Genomic DNA, 22,060 nt, shown 5'->3' with positions numbered 1-22,060 from the left:
AGGAGCACGCGCCTGACATCTTGCATCCACCACTCGTTTCGTACGGCCCCGCCGGTGCACTCAGCACGGCCGGGCCGTCTCCGGAGGACGCATTGATACCCCACATATCGAGCCGGACTAGACGCACGCTGGCCTTGGCGGCGACGCTCGGTGCCGCCCTCGTGTTCGGCGCCCCGGGCGCCCTCGCGGGCACGCTCCCCGTCGGCCCCTCCCCCGCGCCGGCCGCCAAGGCCCATGCTCCAGCCGCCGTGCCGGCTTCCCCGAGTGCGGCCTGGGTGGCCGGCACGCGTGCCTACCTCGTGATCACCGCCCCCGGTGACAGTTCGGCGGTCCGCTCCGCGATCGCGGCCAACGCAGGCACCGTCTTCTCGAACTTCGACGCGATCGGCGTGATCGTCGCCCACTCGGCGTCCAGCACATTCGCCGCCACCATGCGGGGCGTCGCCGGTGTGCAGCAGGTCGGCGCAACGCGTACCTCGGACGTGCCGGCCGACGCCTACAACCCGGCGCTCCCGGCCAATCCGGCCCAGGCTTCGACCCCGGCAGGGGAACCGGTCCGGGCCGACATGAGTCAGATCAAGGCCGATCAGGCCTGGGCCGTGAACCCGGGCTCCGCTTCCGTCACGGTCGGCATCCTGGACACCGGTGTGGACGACCAGCACCAGGACCTGGCGCCCAACTTCGACGCGGCCGACTCGGTCTCCTGCGCCTACGGCAAGCCCGACACCCGTGTCGGCGCCTGGCGGGACGTCGACACGCACGGCACCCACGTAGCGGGCACCATAGCCGCGGCCAAGAACGGCAAGGGCGTCGTCGGCGTGGCCCCCGGGGTGAAGATCGCCGCGGTCCGGGTCGCCGAGCCGGGCAACTCCTTCTTCTTCGCCGAGAACACCATCTGCGGCTTCGTCTGGGCCGGTGACCACGGCTTCAAGGTCACCAACAACAGCTACTACACGGACCCGTGGCAGTTCAACTGCCCGGACAACATCGACCAGGCCGCCATCATCGAGGGCGTCAAGCGCGCCCAGGAGTACGCCGAGAGCAAGGGTTCCCTCCAGATCGCCGCCGCGGGCAACGAGAACTACGACCTCGCCCACAAGACGACCGACTCCGCGAGCCCGAACGACTCGACCCCGGTCACCCGCACGATCACCAACGCCTGCCTCGACATCCCGACCGAGCTGCCGGGCGTGGTCACGGTCGCGGCCAACGGCACGGGTGTCACCAAGGCCTCGTTCTCCAACTACGGGCAGAACGTCATCGACGTCGCGGCGCCGGGCAGCAATGTGTACTCCACCGTCCCCGGCGGTGGCTACGGCAGCAAGAGCGGCACCTCGATGGCCACCCCGCACGTGGTCGGCGTAGCGGCACTCATCGCCAGCGCCAACCCGGGCATCACCCCGGCGCAGCTCCGCGCCAAACTGGCCGCCCAGGCCAACGACATCGCCTGCCCCTCGGACAGCCGCTGCACGGGCACGACGGCCAACAATTCGTTCTTCGGCGAAGGACAAGTCGACGCCCTCAAGGCCGTCGGGACCACCCCGCCGCCCGGCACGTACTTCGAAAACCTCGCGGACTTCGCCATCAACGACAACGCGACCGTGGAAAGCCCCATCGCCGTAACCGGCGTGACCGGCAACGCCCCGGCCACCCTCAAGGTGGGTGTGGACATCAAGCACACCTACATCGGTGACCTGAAGGTCGACCTGGTCGCCCCGGACGGCACCGTCTACACGCTGCACAACCACGCCGGCGGCAGCACCGACAACATCGCCCAGACCTACACCGTCAACGCCTCCTCGGAGGTCGCGAACGGCACCTGGAAGCTGCGCGTCAACGACAACGCCGCCTCCGACACAGGCAAAATCGACGCCTGGAACCTGACCTTCTAACGCAGAGCCCGCCAGGTCCCCTCTCCAGCGCACGACCTGGAGGGCCTGGCGGGCGTGCGGTGGTCCGGGTACGCGAACGCGACGCTCTTCAGGCGGCGGATCTCGTCACGGTGATGGGCCGCCGCGTTCCTCAACGCAGGCACGAACTCCGGTCAGCCGGATCCCATCGTGCCGAAGCACGATAGTTGTCACCATCGGCGGCCACTGACCTGCAGCTTCGCAACGGCGCAGCACGGTACTGAAGTTGATCGGGTGATGTCGGTGGCGTTCGTCTGACAGCGAGCGTTCGGTGCCGGTAGCCCTGAGGGTGTGAGGTACGCACAGGGCGTCGGGCTGACAGACTCGGAGAGAACTGCGCAGGAGCGGTTGCGGCTCCAGGCTGTGGAGCGCTTCGAGTGCGGGCAGAAAAACGTGGAGGTTGCCGCTGTCCGGCGCATCAGCGTGCGGTCGGTCGAGCGTTGGCGCCGGGCCTGGCGCGAGGGCGGCGAGGCCGGGGTCCTGTCGAAAGGCTCGCCGGGAAGACCTCGGCTCAGTGAAATCCAGATCGCTAGGCTGGAAAGGGAGTTGGAGCGCGGCCCACTGGCACACGGTTGGGCGGACCAGCGGTGGACACTGGCCGGATCAAGACGCTGATCGGCCGACTGTGCCACGTCTCCTACACGGTGGAGGGCACCTGGCAGCTGCTGAGGCGGCACGGCTGGAGTTGGCAGCAGCCGGCCCGCCGGGCGATCGAGCGCGACCACAGCGCGATTGAGGTGTGGAAGAAGGAGACCTGGCCGCGGGTAAGAGCATCGCGGCGGAGCGCGGCGCCTGGCTGGTCTTCGAAAACGAAGCCGGACAGTCACTGACTCCGCCGCGCGCGAGAACCTGGGGCCGTCGGGGCTGCACACCGGTCATTCGAGTACGCGGGCGAGGCTCCGGGCGAGTGTCGATGGTCGGCATGACCTGCTACAAGCCCGGCCAGCGGTCCCGGCTGTTCTACGCAGTCCGGGAGTACACCGGACGTAAGGACCAGCCGAAGGGCTTCGGCTGGCGCGACTTCCGCGACCTGATGGTCCGCGCCCGCATCCAACTCGGCGGTCCCATCGTGCTGGTCTGGGACAACGTCCGCCTGCACCTGACCAAGCAGCTTCGCGAGTTCATCGATGCGAACGCTGACTGGCTCACTGTCTTCCAGCTGCCCACCTACGCGCCCGACCTCAACCCGACCGAAGGTGTCTGGTCACTCGTCAAGCGCGACATCGGCAACCTCGCCGCAGCGAACCTCGGCGAGGTCACCCGCGCCGTGAAACGCAAGCTCAACACCCTCCAGGACCGTCCGGATGTCATCGACGGCTGTCTGACGGGCACCGGCCTGATGCCGGACCCCTGACCTGCTGGTCTTGTCTGCACGGAGTCGTGCTTCAATAACCGCGCACGGCCGGAGCGGTCCCTCCTGGGAAGCCCGAGTCTTGAACGGAGGGCGGCATGACCGAGCAAGGAGCCGCAAGAGCCTTCTACCTCCGGTACTGGCAGCCGGCCGACCAGGTGGAGATCGGATACCGGGTCACCAGCGTCGCCGAAGTCGTTGCGCACGCTGACCGAGCCGCGCAGATCTACCGTGCGGCCAGGGCCGATTGCCTGGTCGGCGTCTCTGTGTGGCGCGGCGCCGACATCCCCGAAAACGCCCTCAACCTTGCCATCGGGCCAACACGCTGGGCCATCGTGCACACCGAAGCCGAGTTCTTCCAGACCGTGACGCGAGGTCCGCGGAGCCCGGAGCGAACCCGGCAGGAGGTTCGCTTCGACGATCTGCTGGAGATCCCGAGCGACTGCTTCATCGACCGGGCGCTCGCGATCGACACTGTGTCGCTGTGGATGTCCGAGGACGCACTGCTGCAGGCCGCAGGCTTCTCCAACGACCTGTTCGGTTAGGCCGGCGGGAGCATGGCACTCACTAGCAACTGACCAGTCCACGTCCCCGACATCACCCATTCAAGTTCAGTACCTTCTCTGCGTGAACCAACCGGGCGATCGATGCTCTGTTCCGTTTCGTCACAGAACGCTCGTGGGACCCGTTCGAACTATGGGTGACTTCAGTGACAGCATCACCGTGCACGTGCCCGCGGACCGGCTTTTTGCCTACCTGTCCGATGTGCAGCATCTGCATTCGTACATGCCGCAGCTCAGGGCGGCGCGCCCTCACGACGGCGACAAGGTCACCGTCACCGCCCACGTCAAACCCGTTGATGCGCCGGAACAGGACGTGACCAGTGAGGCGTGGGTGACAGTGGTCGAGGACGGCAAGAGCCTGAAATGGGGTGTGCCGGGGCCGCACGACTATCACGGGCAGCTGCACGTGGGCCCAGGTGAGACCGCCGATGCCTGCCGCCTTACCGTGGAGCTACATACCGAGCACACGGAAGGCGAGCAGATCCACCACGGCCTCGACGAGGCGCTGCGCGGTATTAAGCAGGCGGTAGAAGAAACTGAACGCTGAACACCGACACGCAGCGAATACGGTCGCGGCAAGCGATCGCTCACCCCTTCTCGGTCCCTTGGGGGCCGGTGGCGCGAGGCAGGACGCCAGTGCCCCGAGATGTTCGGGTCGTTGCACCGGTGGATGGGAGAGGGACTGCTGGAAGAGTCGTTGCCGGCCAGGTTAACGGTGTCAGCGATGATGGCAGCCGACGTCGAGGTCGGGCTGTCAGCGGCGGTACGGGCCCCGGGGCCGTTGATCAGCAACGACGAGGTGGCCGAGTCGTCGCCCAGTCCGACGGGCGGCGAGGCGGGGGTAACCGGTGTGGACCTCACCCGACCGGTGGAGGCCGCGCGGTGGAAGAAGCCCGGGCGGGCGGCGGCGCCGGACGGGCGCAACGGTCAGGACGTGCCGTACGTGCATTGAACCAACGCGCCCGCCCTTGCCGATCGCATGACCATCTTCCCGGTCTACAGGTCGGTACCGGCGTTGCCGTCGTCGCTCGAAGAGTCCCGCTGCGTGGTCCCATCCTGAGCGGAAGCGTCCTTCCCCTGGGTGTCCAAGAGCTCCAGGAGCGCAGCGTCAGCCTTTTGCTGATCCTCCTTCGTCAGTTCAAGAGGTGCGTTGTTGTAGACGGCGTACTGGTCGGGATCAATGATGTTGGTGGTCCTCAACGTGAACGTCAGAAGCGGGCGCCACCCCTTGCGGTGGCCAACCCTCACTTGAATTTGTGCCTTGTAGTCACGGGCCTCCGGAAGGAGCCCGGTAAACGGTGCCTCGAGCTCTATGAAAAGTTGTTTAGCCTCTCTGCCGGCCACAACGAATCCGGCCGGCAGCTTCAGTTCCTCGTCCGGTCCGGGTTGGAGGCGAGACGGCGTACTCATCCACAGGAGTGGTAGATGAGAGGCAGGCTCATCAGGGAAGGTGAGCCTGAGATCCTGCACAACTATCGGCTTGGCGCCGGTGTTGTGAAGGACGAGCGGAAGCCGCAGGCGAACCAGAGAGTAGTTGAAAATCGCTGCAAAGGAGTGAGGTTCCCATGTCTTCAGGCGCCCTTGTCTGACATTGATCCACCAGAATGAGGAGACCGTGAAGACCAATGCGCAGACCGACACGACGGCGGCGCCGCTAATCGATGAGAACGCATTCTGATCAGCAGCGGTCATCAACAGGGACACACATTCAGTGTGCCAGCCTCAGGATGGTCACGCTAAACGTCGCTACGGGTACAGGCAGCTGGTAGAGCGGTCTCGGCCTGCAACGGCGCATCGGCTCGCTCCTGACGCCTCGAGCCGTATGGGGATGGTTGCGGCAGAACCGGTGGCGGACGGCACGAGAGCGCTCGCGGGAGCTACATCTCGCGCTGTCGCCAGGGTGTCCGGCCGGTCGGCAGGAGCGACCAAACCACCGCTGACCGCCGGGGGCATCACAGGGAGGCAGGCACCTTGGTTGCCTGGAAAGAGACATGTTCGTGGCAGCGGCCACTGCCGGTCGTGGTTGTGGTGGCTCCCGCCGTCGCAGTCCCTTCCGCGATGGCGCTACGAGACCTTGGTGCCCTGGTCCCGGCGGTGGCCGTCACCACGATCCCGGCGGTAGTCGTGGTCGCCGGTACTCAGGAGAGCCCGGCGACCACGGCATGGCGCCTCTCACTTCTACGCCGACCACTCCCGGCCTGATCGGACTTAGGATCCCGCGCGACCAGGCGGCTGCAGTGCCGTCAGGCCCAGGCGAGGGCGTGCTCGACGGGCACGCGGGGCAGCCGCGGGAACCACGGGTCGGCACCGGGGTGACCGATGTTGACCACCAGATGCGAGCGCCAGCTGGTACCGGCGAAGAACTCCTCGTCCACACCAGCCTTGTCGAAGCCCGCCATGGGACCGGCCGCGAACCCCGCCGCACGGACCGCGAGCAGGAAGACCCCGGTCTGCAGTGCCGAGTTGTAGGCCGCGATGCTCTCGCGCGCGTCGGTCTGGTCGGCGAACGCCGCTCGCAGCATGTCCCCGCGGGCCGGGAAGACGGTCGGCATCTGCTCGTGGAAGTCGAGGTCGTACGCCAGGACCGCCACGGCCGGCGCACTGAGTGTCTTGCCCCTGTTGCCCTCGTCGAGATGCCGGACGAGTCGCTCCTTGCCCTCTCGGGTCCGCACGAAGAGCACGCGCAGAGGCTGACCGTTGGCGGCGCTCGGCGACCAGCGGGCGAGTTCCCAGATCATGTCCAGTTCGTCGTCGGCAACGGCCACCTCGGCGAAGGTGTTCGCGGTGCGGGCCTCGGTGAACAGCACCTTTCGTCCGACGTCGTCGAGGACATCGAGGGCCTGCGGTTCGCGGTCGGTCATGCTCATCATTTCTCTCTTTACTTCGGTTGTGTGTGGTGCCGGGGCGGGTTGACCGCCCCGGCACCACCCCCTGGGGGGTACGGAGCCGGGCAGGGCACAAGGACCCAGTGCTGTCACGGGCGCATGTGGTCCCCTGGCCGACGTCCTGTGTCGTGCGCTGACCGCTTGTTCCGCTCCGCGCCCAGGCGGGCGAAGTAGGCGATCAGGTCGGGATTGTCGACCGCCGAGGGGTTCAGGACCTGCTCGGCAGGGGCGCCTTGGAGCAGGCGCTTGACGGGAACCTCGAGCTTCTTGCCGGTCTTCGTGTGCGGAAGAGCCTGTACGGCGAGGATCTCGTCGGGGACGTGGCGGGGTGAGGCGCCGGTGCGGATCGCGTCGCGGATCCGCACGCGCAGGGAGTCGTCCAGGGCGACCCCGTCGGCGAGGACCACGAAGAGCGGCATCCAGTAGCCACCATCGGGTTCCTCCGCACCGATGACGAGGGCCTCGGTGATCTCGGGGAGGCGTTCGACGACGTCGTGGATGTCGGCACTGCCCAGGCGCACTCCGTTGCGGTTGAGGGTTGCGTCGGAGCGGCCGTGGACGATCACCGAGCCGCGCGAGGTGAGTGTGATCCAGTCGCCGTGCTTCCACACGCCGGGGTAGGCGCCGAAGTAGGCGTCTCGGTAGCGGCTGCCGTCGGGGTCGTTCCAGAAGTACAGCGGCATGGACGGCATGGGCCGGGTGACGACCAGTTCGCCGACCTGGTCGATGACAGGGGTGGCGTCGGCGCCGTAGGCGGCCAGGGTCACGCCGAGGCTGGGGGCGGACAGCTCTCCCGCCCAGACGGGGGTCGTGGAGGCGCTGCCGGCGAAGCCGGAGACGATGTCTGTGCCGCCGCTGGTGGAGGCCAGCTGGACGCCTGCGCCCACGTGGTCGCGGACCCAGGGGTAGGCGGAGGCGGGCAGAGCGGAGCCGGTGCAGCCGACGACGCGGATGGCCGACAGGTCGTGCACGGAGGGTTCGATGCCCAGCTTGGCCATGGTCAGCAGGTACTGAGGACTGGTGCCGAAGACGGTGACCTTGTGACGGGCAGCCAGCTCCCACAAGACATCCGGACGCGCCTGTGGTACCGGGCTGCCGTCGTAGGTGCAGGTGGTGGCACCGGTCAGCAGGGTGGAGACGACCAGGTTCCACATCATCCAGTGGGTGGTCGTGTACCACAGCAGGCGGTCCCCGGTGCCCAGGTCGGTGTGCAGGCCGAGGGTCTTGAGGTGCTCGAGCAGGACCCCGCCGTGCCCGTGGACGATGCCCTTGGGCAGTCCGGTGGTGCCGGAGGAGAAGACGACCCACAGGGGGTGGTCGAACGGCACCGGGGCGATGGTGAGGTACTCGGCACGGCTGACCGCGTCCTCCCAGGGAACCGTCAGCCCCGAGTCCCCACTCTCGGGCCACGCAAGGCCCACGTGGTCCACGAGCACTGTGGCGTTCAGCGTCGGCAGGGCGGCGGCGAGTTCGAGCGAGGCGGCGCGGCGGTCGTGGGTGGCGCCGTTGAAGAGGTAGCCGTCAGCGGTGATGAGCACCGTCGGCTGGAGCTGGGCGAAACGGTCGGCTGCGGCCTTGGGTGCGTAGTCCTGGCCGCACACCGACCACACCGCACCCAGGCTTGCGGTGGCGAGGAAGGCGATGACGGCGTGGGGGGTGTTGGGCAGGTAGCCGACCACCCGGTCGCCCTGTGCCACGCCCAAGTCGCGCAGAGTGGCTGCCATGGAGGCGACCCGGGCGCGCACCTGCTGGCCTGTGATCTCGTAGCCGGCGCCGGTCTCGTCCAGCGCGGTGATCGCGGGGGCGTCCGGGTGCAGGTTGCGCAGGGCATGGTGGGCGTAGTTGAGGGTGGCGCCGGGGAACCAGCGGGCGCCGGGCATGGTCTCCTCGGCCAGCACCCGCTCGTAGGGAGTGGTCGCGTCGATGTCGAAGTACTCCCACACCGCGGCCCAGAATCCTTCGAGGTCGGTCACGGACCACTGGTACAGGGCCTGGTAGTCCGTGGGGTCCTGGATCCCTTCGGCTCTCCGGTGCCGGGTCGCCCATCGGGCGAAATCCGTGATGCGGCTGTGGGCGGCCGACTTCGGGTCGGGAGTGAAGAAGGGTTCCGCATACGGCTCAGGGGGCGGGGTGGTCATGGTGTGGAGCTCCTCGTCGGGCGGGCCGGGCATCGGCGGGATGGCGGGCCGTATGCAGCAGGGGGGCCCAGGCGGCGGTGTCCGTGAAGTCGCCGCTGCCGGCCGGGACGGTGTCCATCACGACGCGGTCGGGGCGCAGCAGGACGGCGTCCGCACGGCCGCGTGCCAGCCAGCCGGCCAGGGTGCCGTCGTCGCCCAGTTCGTCGACGCGGATCGTCGGGGCGCCGAGTGCCGTGGCCACGGCTGTCATCTGCGCAGTGGGCGGCACAGCGGTCACGACGGCGAAGGAGTCCCCGAGGACGTCATCGAGGCGCACTCGCCTGCCGTCGTGCCGTACCCAGGGTTGCGGGCCGAAGGTGCCGGCCAACACCCGGCCGGTCAGCCTGGGGCGGCGCCGTACGAGTGGACCGGCGGTCAGGGCGGGACTGAGGTCACGGCTCACCGCCGCGGTCACACCGGGGATGCGACAGGCCGTGCCCACGACGGCCCGGCGGAACGCCGCAGCGCGGTCCTGTCCGCCGGTCATGGCCCAGCCGACGGCGACCGCCACGCGGATGACATGGCGGGCGTGCGGCTTGCGCTCGCGTTCGTAGGTGTCCAGCAGCCCCTCGTGTGCGCCCCGCTGGAGCACCTGGGCGAGCTTCCAGGTGAGGTTTTGGGCGTCGCGCAGGCCCGCGCACAGGCCCTGCCCGACGAAGGGCGGGGTGAGGTGGGCGGCGTCGCCCAGCAGGAAGACACGCCCTCGGCGCCACCGGTCGGCGAGGCGGGCCCGGAAGGTGTACTGCGCCTGCCGGATCACCTCGAAGTCGGCGTCCGGCGAGGCGTCGGGCGGCAGGTCCACCCAGGGGGCGACCAGCTCGCGCAGGCGCTCCCATCCGTCGGGGCCATCCAGGTTTGGGTCGTCGGCCAGCCGGAACTCCCAGCGGTAGCGGTCCTCGCTGACGCGCATGAAGGTGGCCGGCTGGGTTGGGGAGCAGATCTGCTCGGCGCCTTCCCAGGTGCGTACCGGGCGGCTGGTGCGCACGTCGATGACCCGCCAGCTCTCCTCGAAGTGCAGGTCCTCCCACAGGGCGCCGATGGCGTCGCGGGTGAGACTGCCCGCACCGTCGCAGCCGAGGACGGCATCGGCCCACAGGTGCTCGTCCTCGTCGGTGCCGTCGCGCCGAAGGGTGACCCGGACCGGACCCGTCGGATCGTTCGGTCCGCCGGTGTCCCGTGCGACGGACTGGGTGACGGACACGACCTCCACCCCGCTCCACAGCTCGCACTCCGGGCGGCGCGTCAGGGCGTCACGCAGCAGGCGTTCCAGTTCGGGCTGGTCGAACATGCTGGTCTGCGGGAAGCCGTGGTGTCCGTGCATGGACCGCGGAAATTCGGCGATCACACGGCGCTGGGCGTCCAGCAGCCGCAGTCCGGGCGCCGGGCGGGCGAGGGCGGCAAACTCCTCGTGGACACCGGCGCTCTGCAGGATCCGGCGGATCTCGTCGTCCACGACGACGGCCCGCGGCAGGGGGTAGACGTCCCGGTGCCGTTCGAGGACCAGGCTGCGCACTCCGTGCCGGGCGAGCAGCAGGGCGGCCATGACCCCGACGGGTCCCGCACCGATGATCACCACAGGTCTACGGGATGCGGCTTTCATGATGCGTCCGCAATGGGGGTGCGCTGCTCGCCGAGGTCGATCCGTCCGTCCGGGGTGGCGATCGTGGCGGTGACGAGGTCACCGTTGCGCAGGTACTTGGGGTTCTTGGCCTGACCCTTGAAGAACGCCTTCCACTTCAGTGCGGGCGGCAGCAGCGCAGCGATCTTCTCGGCCGCCTTGGGCGGGGCCTTCAGGGCCGTGCCGCCGGGAGTCCCGGTCAGCAGCAGGTCGCCCGGGGCGAGGGTCTGGAAGCGGGCGAGCAGGGTGAGCGCCTGTGCGGGCCGCACGATCATGTCGGTCAGCGTGCGGTCCTGGCGTGGCACGCCGTTGACCGACAGCCGCAGCCGCAGGTTCAGCAGATGGGTGAAGTCCTCGGGCTCCAGCAGCGCCAGGTACGGACCCGTCGGTGTGAAGGTCGGATAGGACTTGCTCTCGTAGAACTGGGTCTTGGTCAGCTGGACGTCGCGGGCGCTGACGTCGTTGGTCAGGACAAGGCCGGCGACGTAGCGCGGCAGGTCCTGCTCCTCGACGATGGTGCCCACGGGCAGGGGCGCGCCCATGACGAGGCCGAGTTCCACCTCGTAGTCGAGGAACTTCACGTGTGCGGGACGGATGATCGTGTCATGGGGGCCGCTGACCGAGCCGGACGCCTTGCGGAAGAAGGTGGGCGGGATGTCGCCGGTGAAGCCCGAATCCTTGGCGTGGCTTCGGTAGTTGACCATCTGGGCGACCACCCGGCACGGGGTGGTGACCGGAGGCAGGGCCACCAGGTCGGCGACGGGCATGCCGCTCTCGGCGGAGGCGGCGGCCTCGCGGACCGCGTCGCGGTCGGCGAGCAGTTCGGCGGTGGTGACGGCCTTGGTGTCGATGCGGACGGCGCGTTCGTGCCGGACGACCCACCAGCCGTCGGTGGTACGCAGAACGTTGGTGCTCATGAACTCATCGCTTTCATCAGGCCCAGCAGGCGTGCGGGGTCGAGTTCGTTGTCGCCGCGCAAGGCCGTCATGACCTCGCGCAGCTTGGCGGGGGAAGGGCTGGTGCCCAGGAAGTCGCGGGTGACCGGCGGACCCCACTGGGCCAGGCCGCTCGCCGACATCGGCGCCCAGCCGGGCTCCAGGTCGCAGGAGAAGAGGTCACCGTCGGCGAAGTGCTCCAGCATGAAGTGGTCGGGGTCGCGCCAGTAGTCGAACAGCTGGCTGCCCTGGATGTGCCGGCCGATGCCCCAGCTGCGCTTGTAGCCGCGCTCGGCCAGGTACTCCCCACCGGCGGCGATCGCGTCGAGGTCGGTGACCTGGTAGGCCGAGTGGACGTACCCGGTCCCGGGCCCCAGGTGCAGGGCCAGCGTGTGGTGATCGACGGCCACGCTCCCCTGGTCGCACCGGATGAACGCCATCGTCGGCCCGCGCCCGCGCTGCCCGTCCAGGAACAGGAAGTCGGACACGATCATCCCGAGGGTGTCCAGGTACCAGTCCAGGGTGCGGGCGAACACCCGGGTCTCCAGCACCACATGGCCCAGCCGCTGGATACGGGACGGCTCACGGGGCGGACGCTGGGTGGCGTTCGTACGACGTTGATCGGTACCGAAGTTGAGGATCAGCGGCTCCTGCTCGGCCAGCGCGGGCAGCTGCTCGGCGCAGTGCACGACCCGGACCGGCAGGCCCGAGGGATCGAGCAGGGCGACGGACTGCCCGCCGCCCGGTACGCCGATGTCCCGGACGGTACTGCCGGTGGCGCGGGCCAGCCGGTCCAGGTCGGCCCGCTCGGCCGCACGGAACGCCGGCCCGATGAACCGGGACGCACGCCCCCGCCGGATGACCATGCAGGGTGAGCCCGCAAAGGTGCCGCGCAGCCACAGCTCCCCCGCGGTGCGGGCGGCGACCGCGAACCCGAAGTCACGCGCGAAGACCTCGGCCCGGTCCAGGTCCGGCTTCTCGAACTCGAGCCAGGCCAGGTCCGCCGCCTTGATCACGGGATTCCGGGAACGTCCGGGGTGCTCTGCGCGCAGGGCGCCCTGCTCGCTGTGGAGGTCTTGGTGGGGCGTCTGAGGATCGGGCCTGTTGACGGGGGTGTGGGACATGGTGTCCTCCAAGCAACACTGCTTTAATGAGGAAATCATCAACATTGGCGTTACTCATCGTCAATAGGGTGGACCCAAATAATTGATGATCTCATCAGTAATGGCAGCCTCATCGCGGCGGTTGTTACACTCGCGGCATGCCGACGTCAGCCCCGCCCAAGAACCGCTTCGAGCGGCGCCGCGCCGAGACCCGCCAGGCGCTCGTCCGTGCGGCCCGGCAGATCCTCGCGGAGACCGGGGACACCAGCGCCAGCATCCAGACCATCGCCGAGCGAGCGGACGTCGGTTTCGGCTCCTTCTACAACCACTTCGAGTCCAAGACGGAGCTGTTCGACGCCGCGGTAGCGGACGCCCTGGAGGAGTTCGGTCAGGCCATCGACCAGCGTGTCGAAGGGATCGAGGACCCGGCCGAACTCGTCGCGGCGGGCTTCCGGCTCACCGCACGGATGGCCGACTCCCATCCGGAACTCATGCGGATCCTGCGTGATCGCGGCCTGGCTCACATTCACGCCCAGAGCGGCCTGTCCCCACGAGCCTTCCGCGACCTGGGGATTGGCATTGCCACGGGCCGCTTCACCTGCACCAACCCGACCATCGCCCTGTCCGCCCTCGGCGGGACCCTGCTGTCCCTCGTGGGGCTGAGGCTGGCCCGCCCCGACCTCGACGGCGACGAGGCCGCCTCGGACCTGGCCGAGATGGCCCTGCGCATGCTGGGCGTCCCCGCCGACGACGCCCGTGAGGTCACCCGGCGCGCCCTGCCCGACCTCACCTGAATCCCCCGCCCGAGGCGACCTGCGGACGACTCGTCAGAGCGAGGCCGCGGCGGACCGGGTCACCGATCTTGCCTGTTGGCTGGCGCATTGCGCAGGCGGCGTCGGCGAGGGGCATGCGGCCGGCGATGGAGGGGTGAGGTCGAGGCGGCTGGCGGCGGTCAGTTGCCCGAGCTCGGTGACGCACTCGGGGGCGCCGCCGTAGCGGCCGCACAACCGCTTGCGTATGCAGTGGAGGGTCGGGATGCCCGCCGGGAACCGCCTGGGCAGCTCGCCGAAGTACGCGACCGGGCTGGTAGCGGGATCTGCGGCGTGTGGCCGAGGGTCGGAATGCCGTGCGGAGGCCAGGGCTCGGACTAGACGATCATCGGCGTGCCCGTGTGCGGCGAGAAAGAGCGGGGCGCGAAGCTGCCGTTGCAGCGGCGCCCCAGATCTCCATATGCCGCAGCTGATACCATACAGCGTATGGAAAAGAAGGCTCCCCGGGGAACCAGGAAGAGGGACGTCCCGCTCACCAAGGACGGCATCTACGCCATGGCGCTGCAGCTCATCGAGGCCGACGGGGTCGAGGCGCTCAGCATGCGCAAACTCGCGACCGCGCTGGATGCGAACCCCATGTCGCTGTACCACCACGTGCCGAACAAGGATGCGGTGCTGCGCGGCCTGGCCGAGCGCGTCGGCTCGCAGTTCCACGCGGGGGCGCGGGAGGACCTCCCCTGGCAGGATCGCCTGCGCCAACTGGCTCTGGACTTCCGTAAAGCATCGAACAGCCATCCGAAACTGATGGCGTACTCCTTCGCGCGAGCCGACTACGTCCAGCCGGAGGACCCCTTTTGGCAGGGGCTCATCAACATCCTGCCCGCCGCGGAACTGCCGGCCTCGGAGATCCCGCGCGTCGCTGCCTCCTTGTGCGCGGTCTTCACGGGGCTGCTGGTCAGCGAACTGACCGGAGCGCTGCAGCGGTGGACCACCCTGCCGCCGGCACCAGCCGACCCCGACGGGGAAGACTCCACCTCACCCGCGAAGGACGTGATCGACGCGATGTTCAACTGTGCGCTGGACGCGACGATCGTCGGCTTGGAGAGCCACATCGCACGAACCCGCAAGAAGCCGTGACGAAGCGGAGCGACTGACGCACACTTCTTCGGCGCCTCAGCGACTGCGAGCTGAGGCGCCGAAGCGGCGGACGTCAGAACGCCGTTCATGCCCCTCCGACTCACGCAGAACCTCCCGCACGCGAAGCGCAGCCACCTGTGGTGCTACGCCGGCGGCGACCAGGAGCGCGGTCGCCGCAGCTTCACCAGCAGGATCCGCCCAGGTGGACGCCGCGTTCTCCGCGGCGAGGGCCAGCATCAGTGCTTCCAGCGTCAGGGCGAGGACAGGCGCGGGAACATGGTCCGCGAACACCCCTTCGTCCTGACCACGTCGCACGGTCGCGGTGGCCTCTTCACGCGCCGGTGCCAGGGTGGCTCGGATCGCCTCGTCGCCCAGATCGCGGCGGCCCAAGGAGATGAGCATGCGGTACTGGTCGCCCACCGCCCATGCCGCCAAAGCCATCCGTGCCGTCGCCTCCAGCGGGTCGGCACCTGGAATACGGGCCGTGGCGAACGCCTGTTGAAGCGCGTGGCCTGCTTCCTGCGTCAGTGCGGCGACCAGCGCTTGCCGGCTGGAGAAGTGTCCGTAGACGGTGCGCCGCGCGACGCCGGCCGCGTGAGCGATGCTGTCGAGACTCGCGTCGGGGTTGTCCCGCAGTTTCTGCCGAGCGGTCGCGAGAATCCGTGTGCGGTTTGAGCGGGCAATACTGCGCTGCGGAGTACGGCCCAGAGCGTCGGCCATCTGCATGATTCCCATCTCCTTCGGATCATGTGCGCCGCTACGGATGACGCCGGGTTCTGGCGCCCGGCCACGAGTCGGCGGCAGCGGGGTTACGCGGCCTTGGGAGGGAAGAGTCAGCTCGGCGCCGCGCCCTTGCCCGACCGCACCTGGCCCGGAGTCGGCGCGTGCCCGGCCAGCAGATCCCGGAAAGCCGTGGGCGCCGGTGCTCCCTCAAGCGCCGGCGCCCACTCACCCCTGCCCGAGGTGGCTTTGATGTCCTGCTGGACGTGTCAGGGGACGAGGATGAGACGGATCGGGTCGCCGATCTTGTTCTCCAGTCGGTGGATCGCGTCGGCGGCGTCGGCGAGCGGGATGTGGTCCGTGATGGAGGGGGCGAGGTCGAGGCGGCCGGCGGCGGTCAGCTGCACGAGTTCGGTGACGGACTCGGGGTAGCCGCCGTAGTGGCCGCGCACCTGCTTCTGCATGTAGTTGAAGGTCAGGCCCTCGGTGATGGTGAGGGGCCTGGGCGTGATGCCGACCAGGATGAGGGAGCCGCCCAGGCCGAGTGCGGAGGCGGCCTGCTCGCGGACGGCGGGCACGCCGGCGCAGTCGAAGGCGAAGTCGAGGCCCCGTCCGGCGGTGGCGGCGCGTACCTGGTCGGCGAAGTCGTCGGCGGTCGGGTCGAGTGCGATGTCCGCGCCGAAGGCCAGGGCACGTTCCCGGGCACTGGGCAGCGGGTCGATGGCGATGATCGGTGCGGCGCCGACCAGGCGGGCGAGGCGTACGTTGTGTGCGCCGACTCCGCCCACACCCCACACGCCGACGGACTGGGCGGGGCGTACTCCGGCGGTGGCGACGACGGCGGCGTAGGGGGTCGAGACCGCATCGGGGATGATCGCGGCTTGGTCGAAGGGAAGGTTGTCGGGGATGGGGATGAGGGTGTCCACGCGGGCGAGGGTGTACTGGGCCCAGCCGCCGTCGTAGTCGATGCCGGCGGTGAGCATCTGGGTGCAGGGGCGGCGGCGCACGCAGCCGACGCACTGGCCGCAGGTCTTGCCGGCCTCCAGGGTGACGCGGGTGCCGACGGTCAGGCCGCGCTTGAGGTCGGGGCCGAGGGTGTGGACCACGCCCGAAACCTCGTGGCCGACGGTGACCACGTCTGAGGTGGCGAACAGCGGGACGAGGGAGCCGTCGATCAGGTGGACGTCCGAAAGGCAGACGCCTGCGGCCTTCACCTCGATGAGGATCTCGCCCGGACCCGGCACGGGGACGGAGACCTCCTCCACGACGAACTTCTTGCTGTCCAGGTGGAAGCGTCCGGCAAGCATGGTGTCCATGGTGATCTTCCTTCTGTGAGTGGCAACTCCGGCGATTCGGGCCGATCGGTGCCGTGTGGTGTCGGGCGGGCCTGTGGTGGCCGGGAGGCGTGCGGGGTGGCTGGACGGCCGCACGCCTCCCGGCGTCCGGGGGTCAGGCGAAGACGTCCTGCTGGTAGCGCTCGTCGGCTTCGAGCTGGGCGAGCCACTGTTGGGCGGTTTCGTCGTCGCTGCCGGTCCGCTGGCGGTGAATCGCGGCGAGGGCCTCGCGGACGGCGGGTGCCATACGGCGGCCGTCACCGCAGACGTAGATGTACGCGCCGTCTTCGATGGCCTGCCACACCGTGTCGGCAGCGCCTGCGATGGCGTTCTGCACGAACCGGGCCGGGTGGCCGCTCACCGCAGAGAAGGCGGTGTGGACCTGCGCGATCCCGGACTGCTCCCAGGCCTGCATCTCCTGGCGGTAGAAGTAGTCGTGCTCCGGGTGACGGCAGCCGACGAAGACCTGCGACAGGCCCACCTCGGTACCGTTCTCGTGCTGCGAGGCGCGCTCCTCCAGGAATCCGCGCAGCGGCGCGATGCCGGTGCCGGGGCCGATGAGGATCAGCGGCGTGGCGGGGTCGGCCGGCGGGGCGAAGGTCGGGGAGGGCACGCGCACGTAGCCGTAGAAGACGTCTCCGGGCTCGAGTCGGGAGATGTAGGAGGAGCAAGTGCCGCGGTACTGGCCGTCACCGGACAGGGCCGGGCCTTCCAGCAGGCCCACAGTCAGGCGCACGTGGCGCGGGTTGGCCAGCGGGGCGGAGGAAATGGAGTAGAAGCGGGGACGGATCGGCCCCGTCATCTCCAGGAAAGCGGCCAGCGGCAGTTCGACCGCGGGGAAGCGCTCCAGCAGGCCCAGCACGGAGATGCGCTTGCCGAGGATCTCGTTCTGGTAGCGCTCCTCGCCTTCCTCGGTGTCGGCGGTGTAGGCCTGCAACTGCGGCCGGGTCCACGGGCACGCGGTGTGCTCGGCCAGGATGCGCACCTGGGTACGGGTCGCCACGTCCTGCAGCTCCAGGAACTCGGTGAGGAGCAGGCCTGCGGTGACGGGGGTGCCTACCGGCAGGTGGGTGCGGCCGCCGGCCGGCTGGTCCAGCCGCAGGACCTGATCGCGGTCGACGCCGAGGCGGGCGAGGGCACGGTTGACCAGCGTCGGCTCGTTCTTGGCGAAGACGGCCAGGTGGTTGCCGGTGTCGTAGGTGACACCCTCGGGAAGCTCGATGGTGATGGACTTCGCCGACGGGCGCGGCGGCTCGAGGCTGAAGTCCCACAGGCCGGTCGCGTCGGCGACGAGTTCCTCGTTGGCTACCACCGTGAGGGGGTAGGCCTGCTCGGAGACGATCGCGGGGCGCACGTCCGCCTCGGTGAGCAGCTGGACCTGGTAGCGCGGGCCGCTCGCGTCGGAGGTGTCGGCGGCGTACTCCTCGGCCAGGGTGGTCCACAGGGTGTCCATCCAGCGAGTGGCCATGCCATCGAAGTCACCGGCGGCGTCGGCGATACCGCGCTCGATGATGGGGGTGGCGCCGGCGGCCAGCAGAGCTTCGTCGATCCGCTTGGGGAAGGCCTGGTAGGTGGCCACCCACTGGGTGTTGCCCGCGCCCAGCAGCGCGAACCGCACGTTCGACAGCGAGCCCTTGGGCAGCCCGGCGGCGATCAGGTCGTCGAAACGCTGGGCGTTGTCGGGCGCCTTGCCGTTGTAGCTGGCGGCGACGACGACGAGCAGACCCTCGGTGGGCAGGTTGTCGCCCAGCTCGTCCAGGCTCGTCAGCGTGGTGCCGAACCCGGAGCGCTCACCGCGGTCGGCGATGGTGCGCGCCAGGTCCTCGCACGAGCCCAGGCTCGAGCCGTAGGCGACGGTCAGGTTCACACCGACACCGCTGACCGCTGCCTGCGCCTGCGTGTGGTCGGTCTGCAGGTCCACGGCGCCGAAGACGGTCCGCTGGTGTTCCTGACGGCGCCGGACAACCAGCTGGAAGTCGCTGGGCTTGCGCGTCAGCGCCTCCTTGACGTCCATCTTGTAGTCGCCGGTGTCGGAGAACTTGAGCTTCTGCAGCACCAGCGCGAGGGCCAGGCGGGCCTCGGTGAGCGCGAACTGCCGGCCGATGCAGGCACGCAAGCCGTTGCCGAACGGCTTGTAGGCGTGCGGGTGCTGCTGGGCGCGGTTCTCCGGCAGCCACCGGTCGATGTCGAACTCCTCCGGCCGCTCCCACGCCTTGGGGTGGGTGTGCAGCGGTCCCTCGAGGATGTTGACCCGCGTTCCCTTCTTCAGCTGGTAGCGGCCACCAATGACGGTGTCCTCCAGCGGGGCCTTGCCGAATGCCGGGATGGGAGCCCACAGGCGCAGGGTCTCGTCCAGGACGCGCGGGATGACGTCCAGCTTCATGATCGTGTCGTAGTCCGGCACGGTGTCGCCGGGCAGCAGCCGGTCCACCTCCGCGTAGGCCTGGGCCAGGACGTGCGGGTTGCGCATCAGCGAGTAGGTGGCGAACGACAGCAGGCCGCTGGTGGTCTCGTGACCCGCGATCAGGAACGTCAGCACCTGGTCGCGGACGTTGTCGTCGGCCAGCAGCTTGCCGGTCTCCGGGTCGGTGGCCTCCAGCATCAGCCCCAGAAGGTCCTCCTCACCGCCGCCCTCCCCCTGGCGGCGCTCCTTGATCACGCTCTCGACCAGTTCCTGCATCTGCCGGATGTTCTCGCGGTACTTCTTGTCGTCCGCCTTGCGGAACTTGGTCATCATCGGCAGCTCCTGCGAGCGCCGCAGCGACTCCACCAGCGCACCCAGCAGCGCGTTGAGGAAGGGGTGCAGCTCCTCCTTGTCGAAGGACTGGAACCGGTAGCCGAACCCCGACAGGGCGATCGTGTCCAGGGTGAGCCGGGTGTAGTCGTCGGTGATGTTGACGGGCTGACCCTCGCGGCTCTCCCACTTGCCCACCAGGTTCTGGGCGATCTCCACCATCTGACCGAAGTAGGCCTTCATGGCCCGCTGGCTGAACGCCGGCATGAGGACACGGTGCGCCATGCCCCATTCCTCTTCGTGCTGGTGGGCCGTGAACAGCCCCGCCCCCGCGAAGTCCCGGACGTGATGCAGCGGCGTCTTCTCGATCTGCTTGAAGAACCGCGTCTCGTCGCAGACCTCGGCCACCAGGTCCGGGTCGTACACGAAGACCTGTTCGATGCCGGCGATGTCCATGCCGTAGATGCCCTCGGGGAACTGCTTGGACAGCTCGCCGAAGTACTCCACCGGGTTGGTGCTGGGGATCTGCGGCGTGTGGCCGAGCAGCGGGATCCCGCGCGGGGACCGAATGGGGCGAAGGTCGCTCGACGTGGTCATGGCTTGCTCCTTTGTGCGGAGAGGGATGCGCAAGGGTGCCGGTCGCTGCCGCGGTGCACCACAGTTCCATACGCCGTATGGAAAAAAACCATACGCCGTATGGAACACCGAACGCAACCCCGGTCATGAAAGTGCCTGCGCCGTCACTGCATGGTCCAGCTCATTTCCATACGCCGTACGAAACCGCTACCGTACGGCGTATGACAAAGGCGAAACTTCCCCCGCGGGGAACAAGGAAGAGAGACGTGCCTCTGACCGAGACCGGGATCTATGCAGCCGCCCTACGGCTCATCGACGCAGACGGGGTCGACGCACTCACCATGCGCAAACTCGCGACCGCGCTGGATGCGAACCCGATGTCGCTGTACCACCACGTGCCGAACAGGGACGCTCTGCTGCGCGGCGTGGCGAGGGCGGTCGGCGCCCAGTTCCGCACCGTGACCCTCGAGAACGCTGCCTGGCAGGAGCGCATCCGCCTGCTCGCCACAGATTTCCGGACGCTGGCACACCGCCACCCCAACCTCATGGCCTACTCGTTCAGCCAGCCGGACTTCATCCAGCCCGAAGACCCGTTCTGGGCTGCGCTCACCGCGACACTGGACGCCGCAGGGGTGCCGCACTCAGAGATCCGGCCGATCGCCGCACTCATGTGCGCGGTCGTCATCGGTGTCCTCACCGCCGAACTCAACGGCGCGCTTCACCAGTGGTCGAACCTCGAGCCCATCGTCCCCGCGGACGGCGAAGAGGGCCCCGCGGACGCAGGCCCGGAGGAGGACCGGATGTTCCGCCTGGTGCTGGACACGATCATCACCGGCCTGGAGAGCCGACTCATCACCGATGGTGACGCCCAGGGCGCCGACCGAAGCCTTGCGACCGAGGCCGGCTCCTGGACGAGCGAGCCGAGCTTTGGCCCAAGGCAGCCATCAGGGTCCGGCTCACGATGGCCGGACCCAGTCTGACCCTGCCGGCCGCGGGCCGCGTCGATCTGATGGTGTACACGTCGGCGGATCCACGTGCGCGCTCCACGGACACAACCTGCCCTACACTGCCCGCGCCCTGGCCTGTGAGTTGCTCGGCATCTGTGTGAGCGGGTGGGGTGGCGACCGCAGCCACCACCCGCAGCACTGCGCTCGGAGGCGCTGTGACAGCCCTCCTTGGCGCTGCTCACAAGCTCGTGCGCGAGGCCACCCGGATCGGCGCTCAGGGCAGCGTCGTCGTCACGTTCGCCGCCGGCTACAGTCAGTTGCTGTCATTGCCGGTGTTGGATCTCGAAGTGAGTCGACTCCAGCGGGCGTTAGGCCGGGCTGCCGTCGTAAACGACCACCTCGATGCCAGTCGGGTGAGCGCTCAGGCCAGGATCCAGGTGTCGCCGCCGTGGCGCGGGGCGTTGGTGACGAACTCCGAGACGACCAGGACCACGCTGTTGCCAGCCTCGGCTGCGATCGGATGCACGAGGCTTTCGCGGAAGTCCCGGGCGCTCTGGCGTGCTCCGGCGACGGATGGCGCGGCACAGGCGTTGCGACGTGGACGCTCGTCGTGTCCATCAGGGTCATCTTGACCCCGGGATCGTCGCTTGTGCGCGGCTTGCGCCCCGGCCTGTGCCCGTTGACCCGGACCGTTCTTGCGCCTGCCCACGTCGCAGTTCGAAGTCGAATACTTCAGCGTCGAACAAGCCCTCACGCACATTGCCCGGGACGCTGCAGCGCCCCGGGCAACATCGTCTTCAGGGTGGCGAGAGAACCGGAGCGAAGATCAGGAGACCACAACTGTCGCCAGGCGGTTTCTCAGCGCGCCACTTTAGCCGGACGGGCGACTTGATCACGACTGACCGCAGCATGCGGATCGACCTTCGACTGCGTGGGTCACTCCGAGCGGCTCGATCCCTGTCACCGCAAGGGTGAGCCGGCGGTGGGTGTCAGCACGGGCTCAGCGACATCAACGATCTGGCTGATGTCGAAGCCTTCCATGTCGGTGCGGAACTCAGGGCTGGCCAGGTACGCCTGTAGCCGCTCCTGCACGTCGTCGGCGTCCCGGTAGGACACGAGGGCGTACAGCTGGGGCGCCCCACTCCCGGGGCCCGCGGGCACTGTCCAGACGCCGTGTGTGGTGATCCGGTGCTTGGCCAGACCGGGAATGTGCTTGGACCAGATGTTCTCGTAGGCGATGAGCGCCTCAGGGCTGCGCAGTGTGTAGGCACGAAGTTGGTACTGGGACATGAACTCTCTT

General features: G+C 68.7%; 17 protein-coding genes and 1 pseudogene. 8 read left to right on the top strand and 10 right to left on the bottom strand.

Going from position 1 to position 22,060, the window contains the following annotated elements; genetic code table 11:
- The first annotated feature begins 128 nt into the window (after positions 1 to 128).
- The 5 genes and pseudogenes from FNH09_RS07600 (at position 129) to FNH09_RS07575 (ending at position 4,776) form a co-directional block, all read left to right on the top strand.
- On the top strand, positions 129 to 1,892 hold the full coding sequence (locus tag FNH09_RS07600; RefSeq protein ID WP_152886000.1) for a S8 family peptidase: 1,764 nt from the start codon (positions 129 to 131) through the stop codon (positions 1,890 to 1,892).
- Positions 1,893 to 2,201: 309 nt separating this feature from the next.
- Positions 2,202 to 3,264: pseudogene (locus FNH09_RS50065) on the top strand (IS630 family transposase).
- A gap of 95 nt (positions 3,265 to 3,359) precedes the next feature.
- Positions 3,360 to 3,806 carry a hypothetical protein gene (locus FNH09_RS07585; protein WP_152885980.1) on the top strand — a complete coding sequence of 149 codons (447 nt, stop codon included), beginning with the start codon at positions 3,360 to 3,362 and terminating at the stop codon, positions 3,804 to 3,806.
- Between the two features lie 151 nt (positions 3,807 to 3,957).
- On the top strand, positions 3,958 to 4,371 hold the full coding sequence (locus tag FNH09_RS07580) for an SRPBCC family protein (RefSeq protein ID WP_152885979.1): 414 nt from the start codon (positions 3,958 to 3,960) through the stop codon (positions 4,369 to 4,371).
- Positions 4,372 to 4,548: 177 nt separating this feature from the next.
- Entirely contained in the window at positions 4,549 to 4,776 is a 228-nt protein-coding gene (locus tag FNH09_RS07575) for a hypothetical protein (protein WP_152885978.1), read from the top strand.
- 44 nt (positions 4,777 to 4,820) lie between these two features.
- On the opposite strand, the gene FNH09_RS07570 is transcribed toward FNH09_RS07575, so the two are convergent.
- The 6 genes from FNH09_RS07570 to FNH09_RS07545 all read right to left on the bottom strand — a co-directional run bounded on the left by FNH09_RS07570 (position 4,821) and on the right by FNH09_RS07545 (position 12,563).
- Entirely contained in the window at positions 4,821 to 5,528 is a 708-nt protein-coding gene (locus FNH09_RS07570; RefSeq protein ID WP_152885977.1) for a hypothetical protein, read from the bottom strand.
- Positions 5,529 to 6,067: 539 nt separating this feature from the next.
- The gene (locus tag FNH09_RS07565; RefSeq protein ID WP_152885976.1) at positions 6,068 to 6,685 is read right to left on the bottom strand and encodes a malonic semialdehyde reductase; all 618 of its coding nucleotides are present in this window, start codon (positions 6,683 to 6,685) and stop codon (positions 6,068 to 6,070) included.
- Between the two features lie 113 nt (positions 6,686 to 6,798).
- On the bottom strand, positions 6,799 to 8,847 hold the full coding sequence (locus tag FNH09_RS07560) for an acetoacetate--CoA ligase (protein WP_152885975.1): 2,049 nt from the start codon (positions 8,845 to 8,847) through the stop codon (positions 6,799 to 6,801).
- On the bottom strand, positions 8,828 to 10,486 hold the full coding sequence (mhpA, locus tag FNH09_RS07555; RefSeq protein ID WP_152885974.1) for a bifunctional 3-(3-hydroxy-phenyl)propionate/3-hydroxycinnamic acid hydroxylase MhpA: 1,659 nt from the start codon (positions 10,484 to 10,486) through the stop codon (positions 8,828 to 8,830). The genes FNH09_RS07560 and mhpA overlap by 20 nt, the downstream gene beginning before the upstream one ends.
- On the bottom strand, positions 10,483 to 11,421 hold the full coding sequence (locus FNH09_RS07550; protein ID WP_152885973.1) for a fumarylacetoacetate hydrolase family protein: 939 nt from the start codon (positions 11,419 to 11,421) through the stop codon (positions 10,483 to 10,485). Before FNH09_RS07550 ends, mhpA begins: the two co-directional genes overlap by 4 nt.
- Positions 11,418 to 12,563, bottom strand: a complete 1,146-nt coding sequence (locus FNH09_RS07545) for a VOC family protein (protein ID WP_152885972.1) — start codon at positions 12,561 to 12,563, stop codon at positions 11,418 to 11,420. Before FNH09_RS07545 ends, FNH09_RS07550 begins: the two co-directional genes overlap by 4 nt.
- Positions 12,564 to 12,700: 137 nt before the next feature.
- On the opposite strand from FNH09_RS07545, the gene FNH09_RS07540 reads away from it, so the two are divergent.
- Complete coding sequence (locus FNH09_RS07540) at positions 12,701 to 13,336, top strand: TetR/AcrR family transcriptional regulator (RefSeq protein WP_152885971.1); 636 nt, start codon at positions 12,701 to 12,703, stop codon at positions 13,334 to 13,336.
- Positions 13,337 to 13,798: 462 nt separating this feature from the next.
- Positions 13,799 to 14,449, top strand: a complete 651-nt coding sequence (locus FNH09_RS07535; protein WP_152885970.1) for a TetR/AcrR family transcriptional regulator — start codon at positions 13,799 to 13,801, stop codon at positions 14,447 to 14,449.
- A gap of 36 nt (positions 14,450 to 14,485) precedes the next feature.
- On the opposite strand, the gene FNH09_RS07530 is transcribed toward FNH09_RS07535, so the two are convergent.
- The 3 genes from FNH09_RS07530 to FNH09_RS07520 all read right to left on the bottom strand — a co-directional run bounded on the left by FNH09_RS07530 (position 14,486) and on the right by FNH09_RS07520 (position 19,834).
- Positions 14,486 to 15,175: a TetR/AcrR family transcriptional regulator gene (locus FNH09_RS07530; RefSeq protein WP_202919614.1), complete on the bottom strand. Its 690-nt coding sequence runs from the start codon at positions 15,173 to 15,175 to the stop codon at positions 14,486 to 14,488.
- Positions 15,176 to 15,438: 263 nt separating this feature from the next.
- The gene (locus FNH09_RS07525) at positions 15,439 to 16,485 is read right to left on the bottom strand and encodes a zinc-binding dehydrogenase (RefSeq protein ID WP_152885969.1); all 1,047 of its coding nucleotides are present in this window, start codon (positions 16,483 to 16,485) and stop codon (positions 15,439 to 15,441) included.
- 133 nt (positions 16,486 to 16,618) lie between these two features.
- Positions 16,619 to 19,834 carry a bifunctional cytochrome P450/NADPH--P450 reductase gene (locus FNH09_RS07520; RefSeq protein ID WP_152885968.1) on the bottom strand — a complete coding sequence of 1,072 codons (3,216 nt, stop codon included), beginning with the start codon at positions 19,832 to 19,834 and terminating at the stop codon, positions 16,619 to 16,621.
- 245 nt (positions 19,835 to 20,079) lie between these two features.
- Here FNH09_RS07520 and FNH09_RS07515 point away from each other — a divergent pair, with 245 nt between their 5' ends.
- Complete coding sequence (locus FNH09_RS07515) at positions 20,080 to 20,793, top strand: TetR/AcrR family transcriptional regulator (protein WP_338017504.1); 714 nt, start codon at positions 20,080 to 20,082, stop codon at positions 20,791 to 20,793.
- 927 nt (positions 20,794 to 21,720) lie between these two features.
- Here FNH09_RS07515 and FNH09_RS07510 read toward each other — a convergent pair.
- The gene (locus FNH09_RS07510; protein ID WP_152885967.1) at positions 21,721 to 22,050 is read right to left on the bottom strand and encodes an NIPSNAP family protein; all 330 of its coding nucleotides are present in this window, start codon (positions 22,048 to 22,050) and stop codon (positions 21,721 to 21,723) included.
- Positions 22,051 to 22,060 lie beyond the last annotated feature (10 nt).

The sequence above is a fragment of the Streptomyces adustus genome, from assembly GCF_009377175.1.
Lineage (GTDB): Bacteria > Actinomycetota > Actinomycetes > Streptomycetales > Streptomycetaceae > Streptomyces > Streptomyces adustus.
Note: the sequence above shows the minus strand (reverse complement) of the source record. Positions and strands in the feature narration are given on the sequence as shown.

What these genes read in the sequence shown, in the direction of transcription:
- FNH09_RS07585 (WP_152885980.1), top strand. Translation starts at nt 3,360, where the DNA reads ATGACCGAGCAAGGAGCCGCAAGAGCCTTCTACCTCCGGTACTGGCAG.
- FNH09_RS07580 (WP_152885979.1), top strand. Translation starts at nt 3,958, where the DNA reads ATGGGTGACTTCAGTGACAGCATCACCGTGCACGTGCCCGCGGACCGG.
- FNH09_RS07575 (WP_152885978.1), top strand. Translation starts at nt 4,549, where the DNA reads ATGATGGCAGCCGACGTCGAGGTCGGGCTGTCAGCGGCGGTACGGGCC.
- FNH09_RS07565 (WP_152885976.1), bottom strand. Translation starts at nt 6,685, where the DNA reads ATGACCGACCGCGAACCGCAGGCCCTCGATGTCCTCGACGACGTCGGA.
- FNH09_RS07560 (WP_152885975.1), bottom strand. Translation starts at nt 8,847, where the DNA reads ATGACCACCCCGCCCCCTGAGCCGTATGCGGAACCCTTCTTCACTCCC.
- mhpA (WP_152885974.1), bottom strand. Translation starts at nt 10,486, where the DNA reads ATGAAAGCCGCATCCCGTAGACCTGTGGTGATCATCGGTGCGGGACCC.
- FNH09_RS07550 (WP_152885973.1), bottom strand. Translation starts at nt 11,421, where the DNA reads ATGAGCACCAACGTTCTGCGTACCACCGACGGCTGGTGGGTCGTCCGG.
- FNH09_RS07545 (WP_152885972.1), bottom strand. Translation starts at nt 12,563, where the DNA reads ATGTCCCACACCCCCGTCAACAGGCCCGATCCTCAGACGCCCCACCAA.
- FNH09_RS07540 (WP_152885971.1), top strand. Translation starts at nt 12,701, where the DNA reads ATGCCGACGTCAGCCCCGCCCAAGAACCGCTTCGAGCGGCGCCGCGCC.
- FNH09_RS07535 (WP_152885970.1), top strand. Translation starts at nt 13,799, where the DNA reads ATGGAAAAGAAGGCTCCCCGGGGAACCAGGAAGAGGGACGTCCCGCTC.
- FNH09_RS07530 (WP_202919614.1), bottom strand. Translation starts at nt 15,175, where the DNA reads ATGCAGATGGCCGACGCTCTGGGCCGTACTCCGCAGCGCAGTATTGCC.
- FNH09_RS07525 (WP_152885969.1), bottom strand. Translation starts at nt 16,485, where the DNA reads ATGGACACCATGCTTGCCGGACGCTTCCACCTGGACAGCAAGAAGTTC.
- FNH09_RS07520 (WP_152885968.1), bottom strand. Translation starts at nt 19,834, where the DNA reads ATGACCACGTCGAGCGACCTTCGCCCCATTCGGTCCCCGCGCGGGATC.
- FNH09_RS07510 (WP_152885967.1), bottom strand. Translation starts at nt 22,050, where the DNA reads ATGTCCCAGTACCAACTTCGTGCCTACACACTGCGCAGCCCTGAGGCG.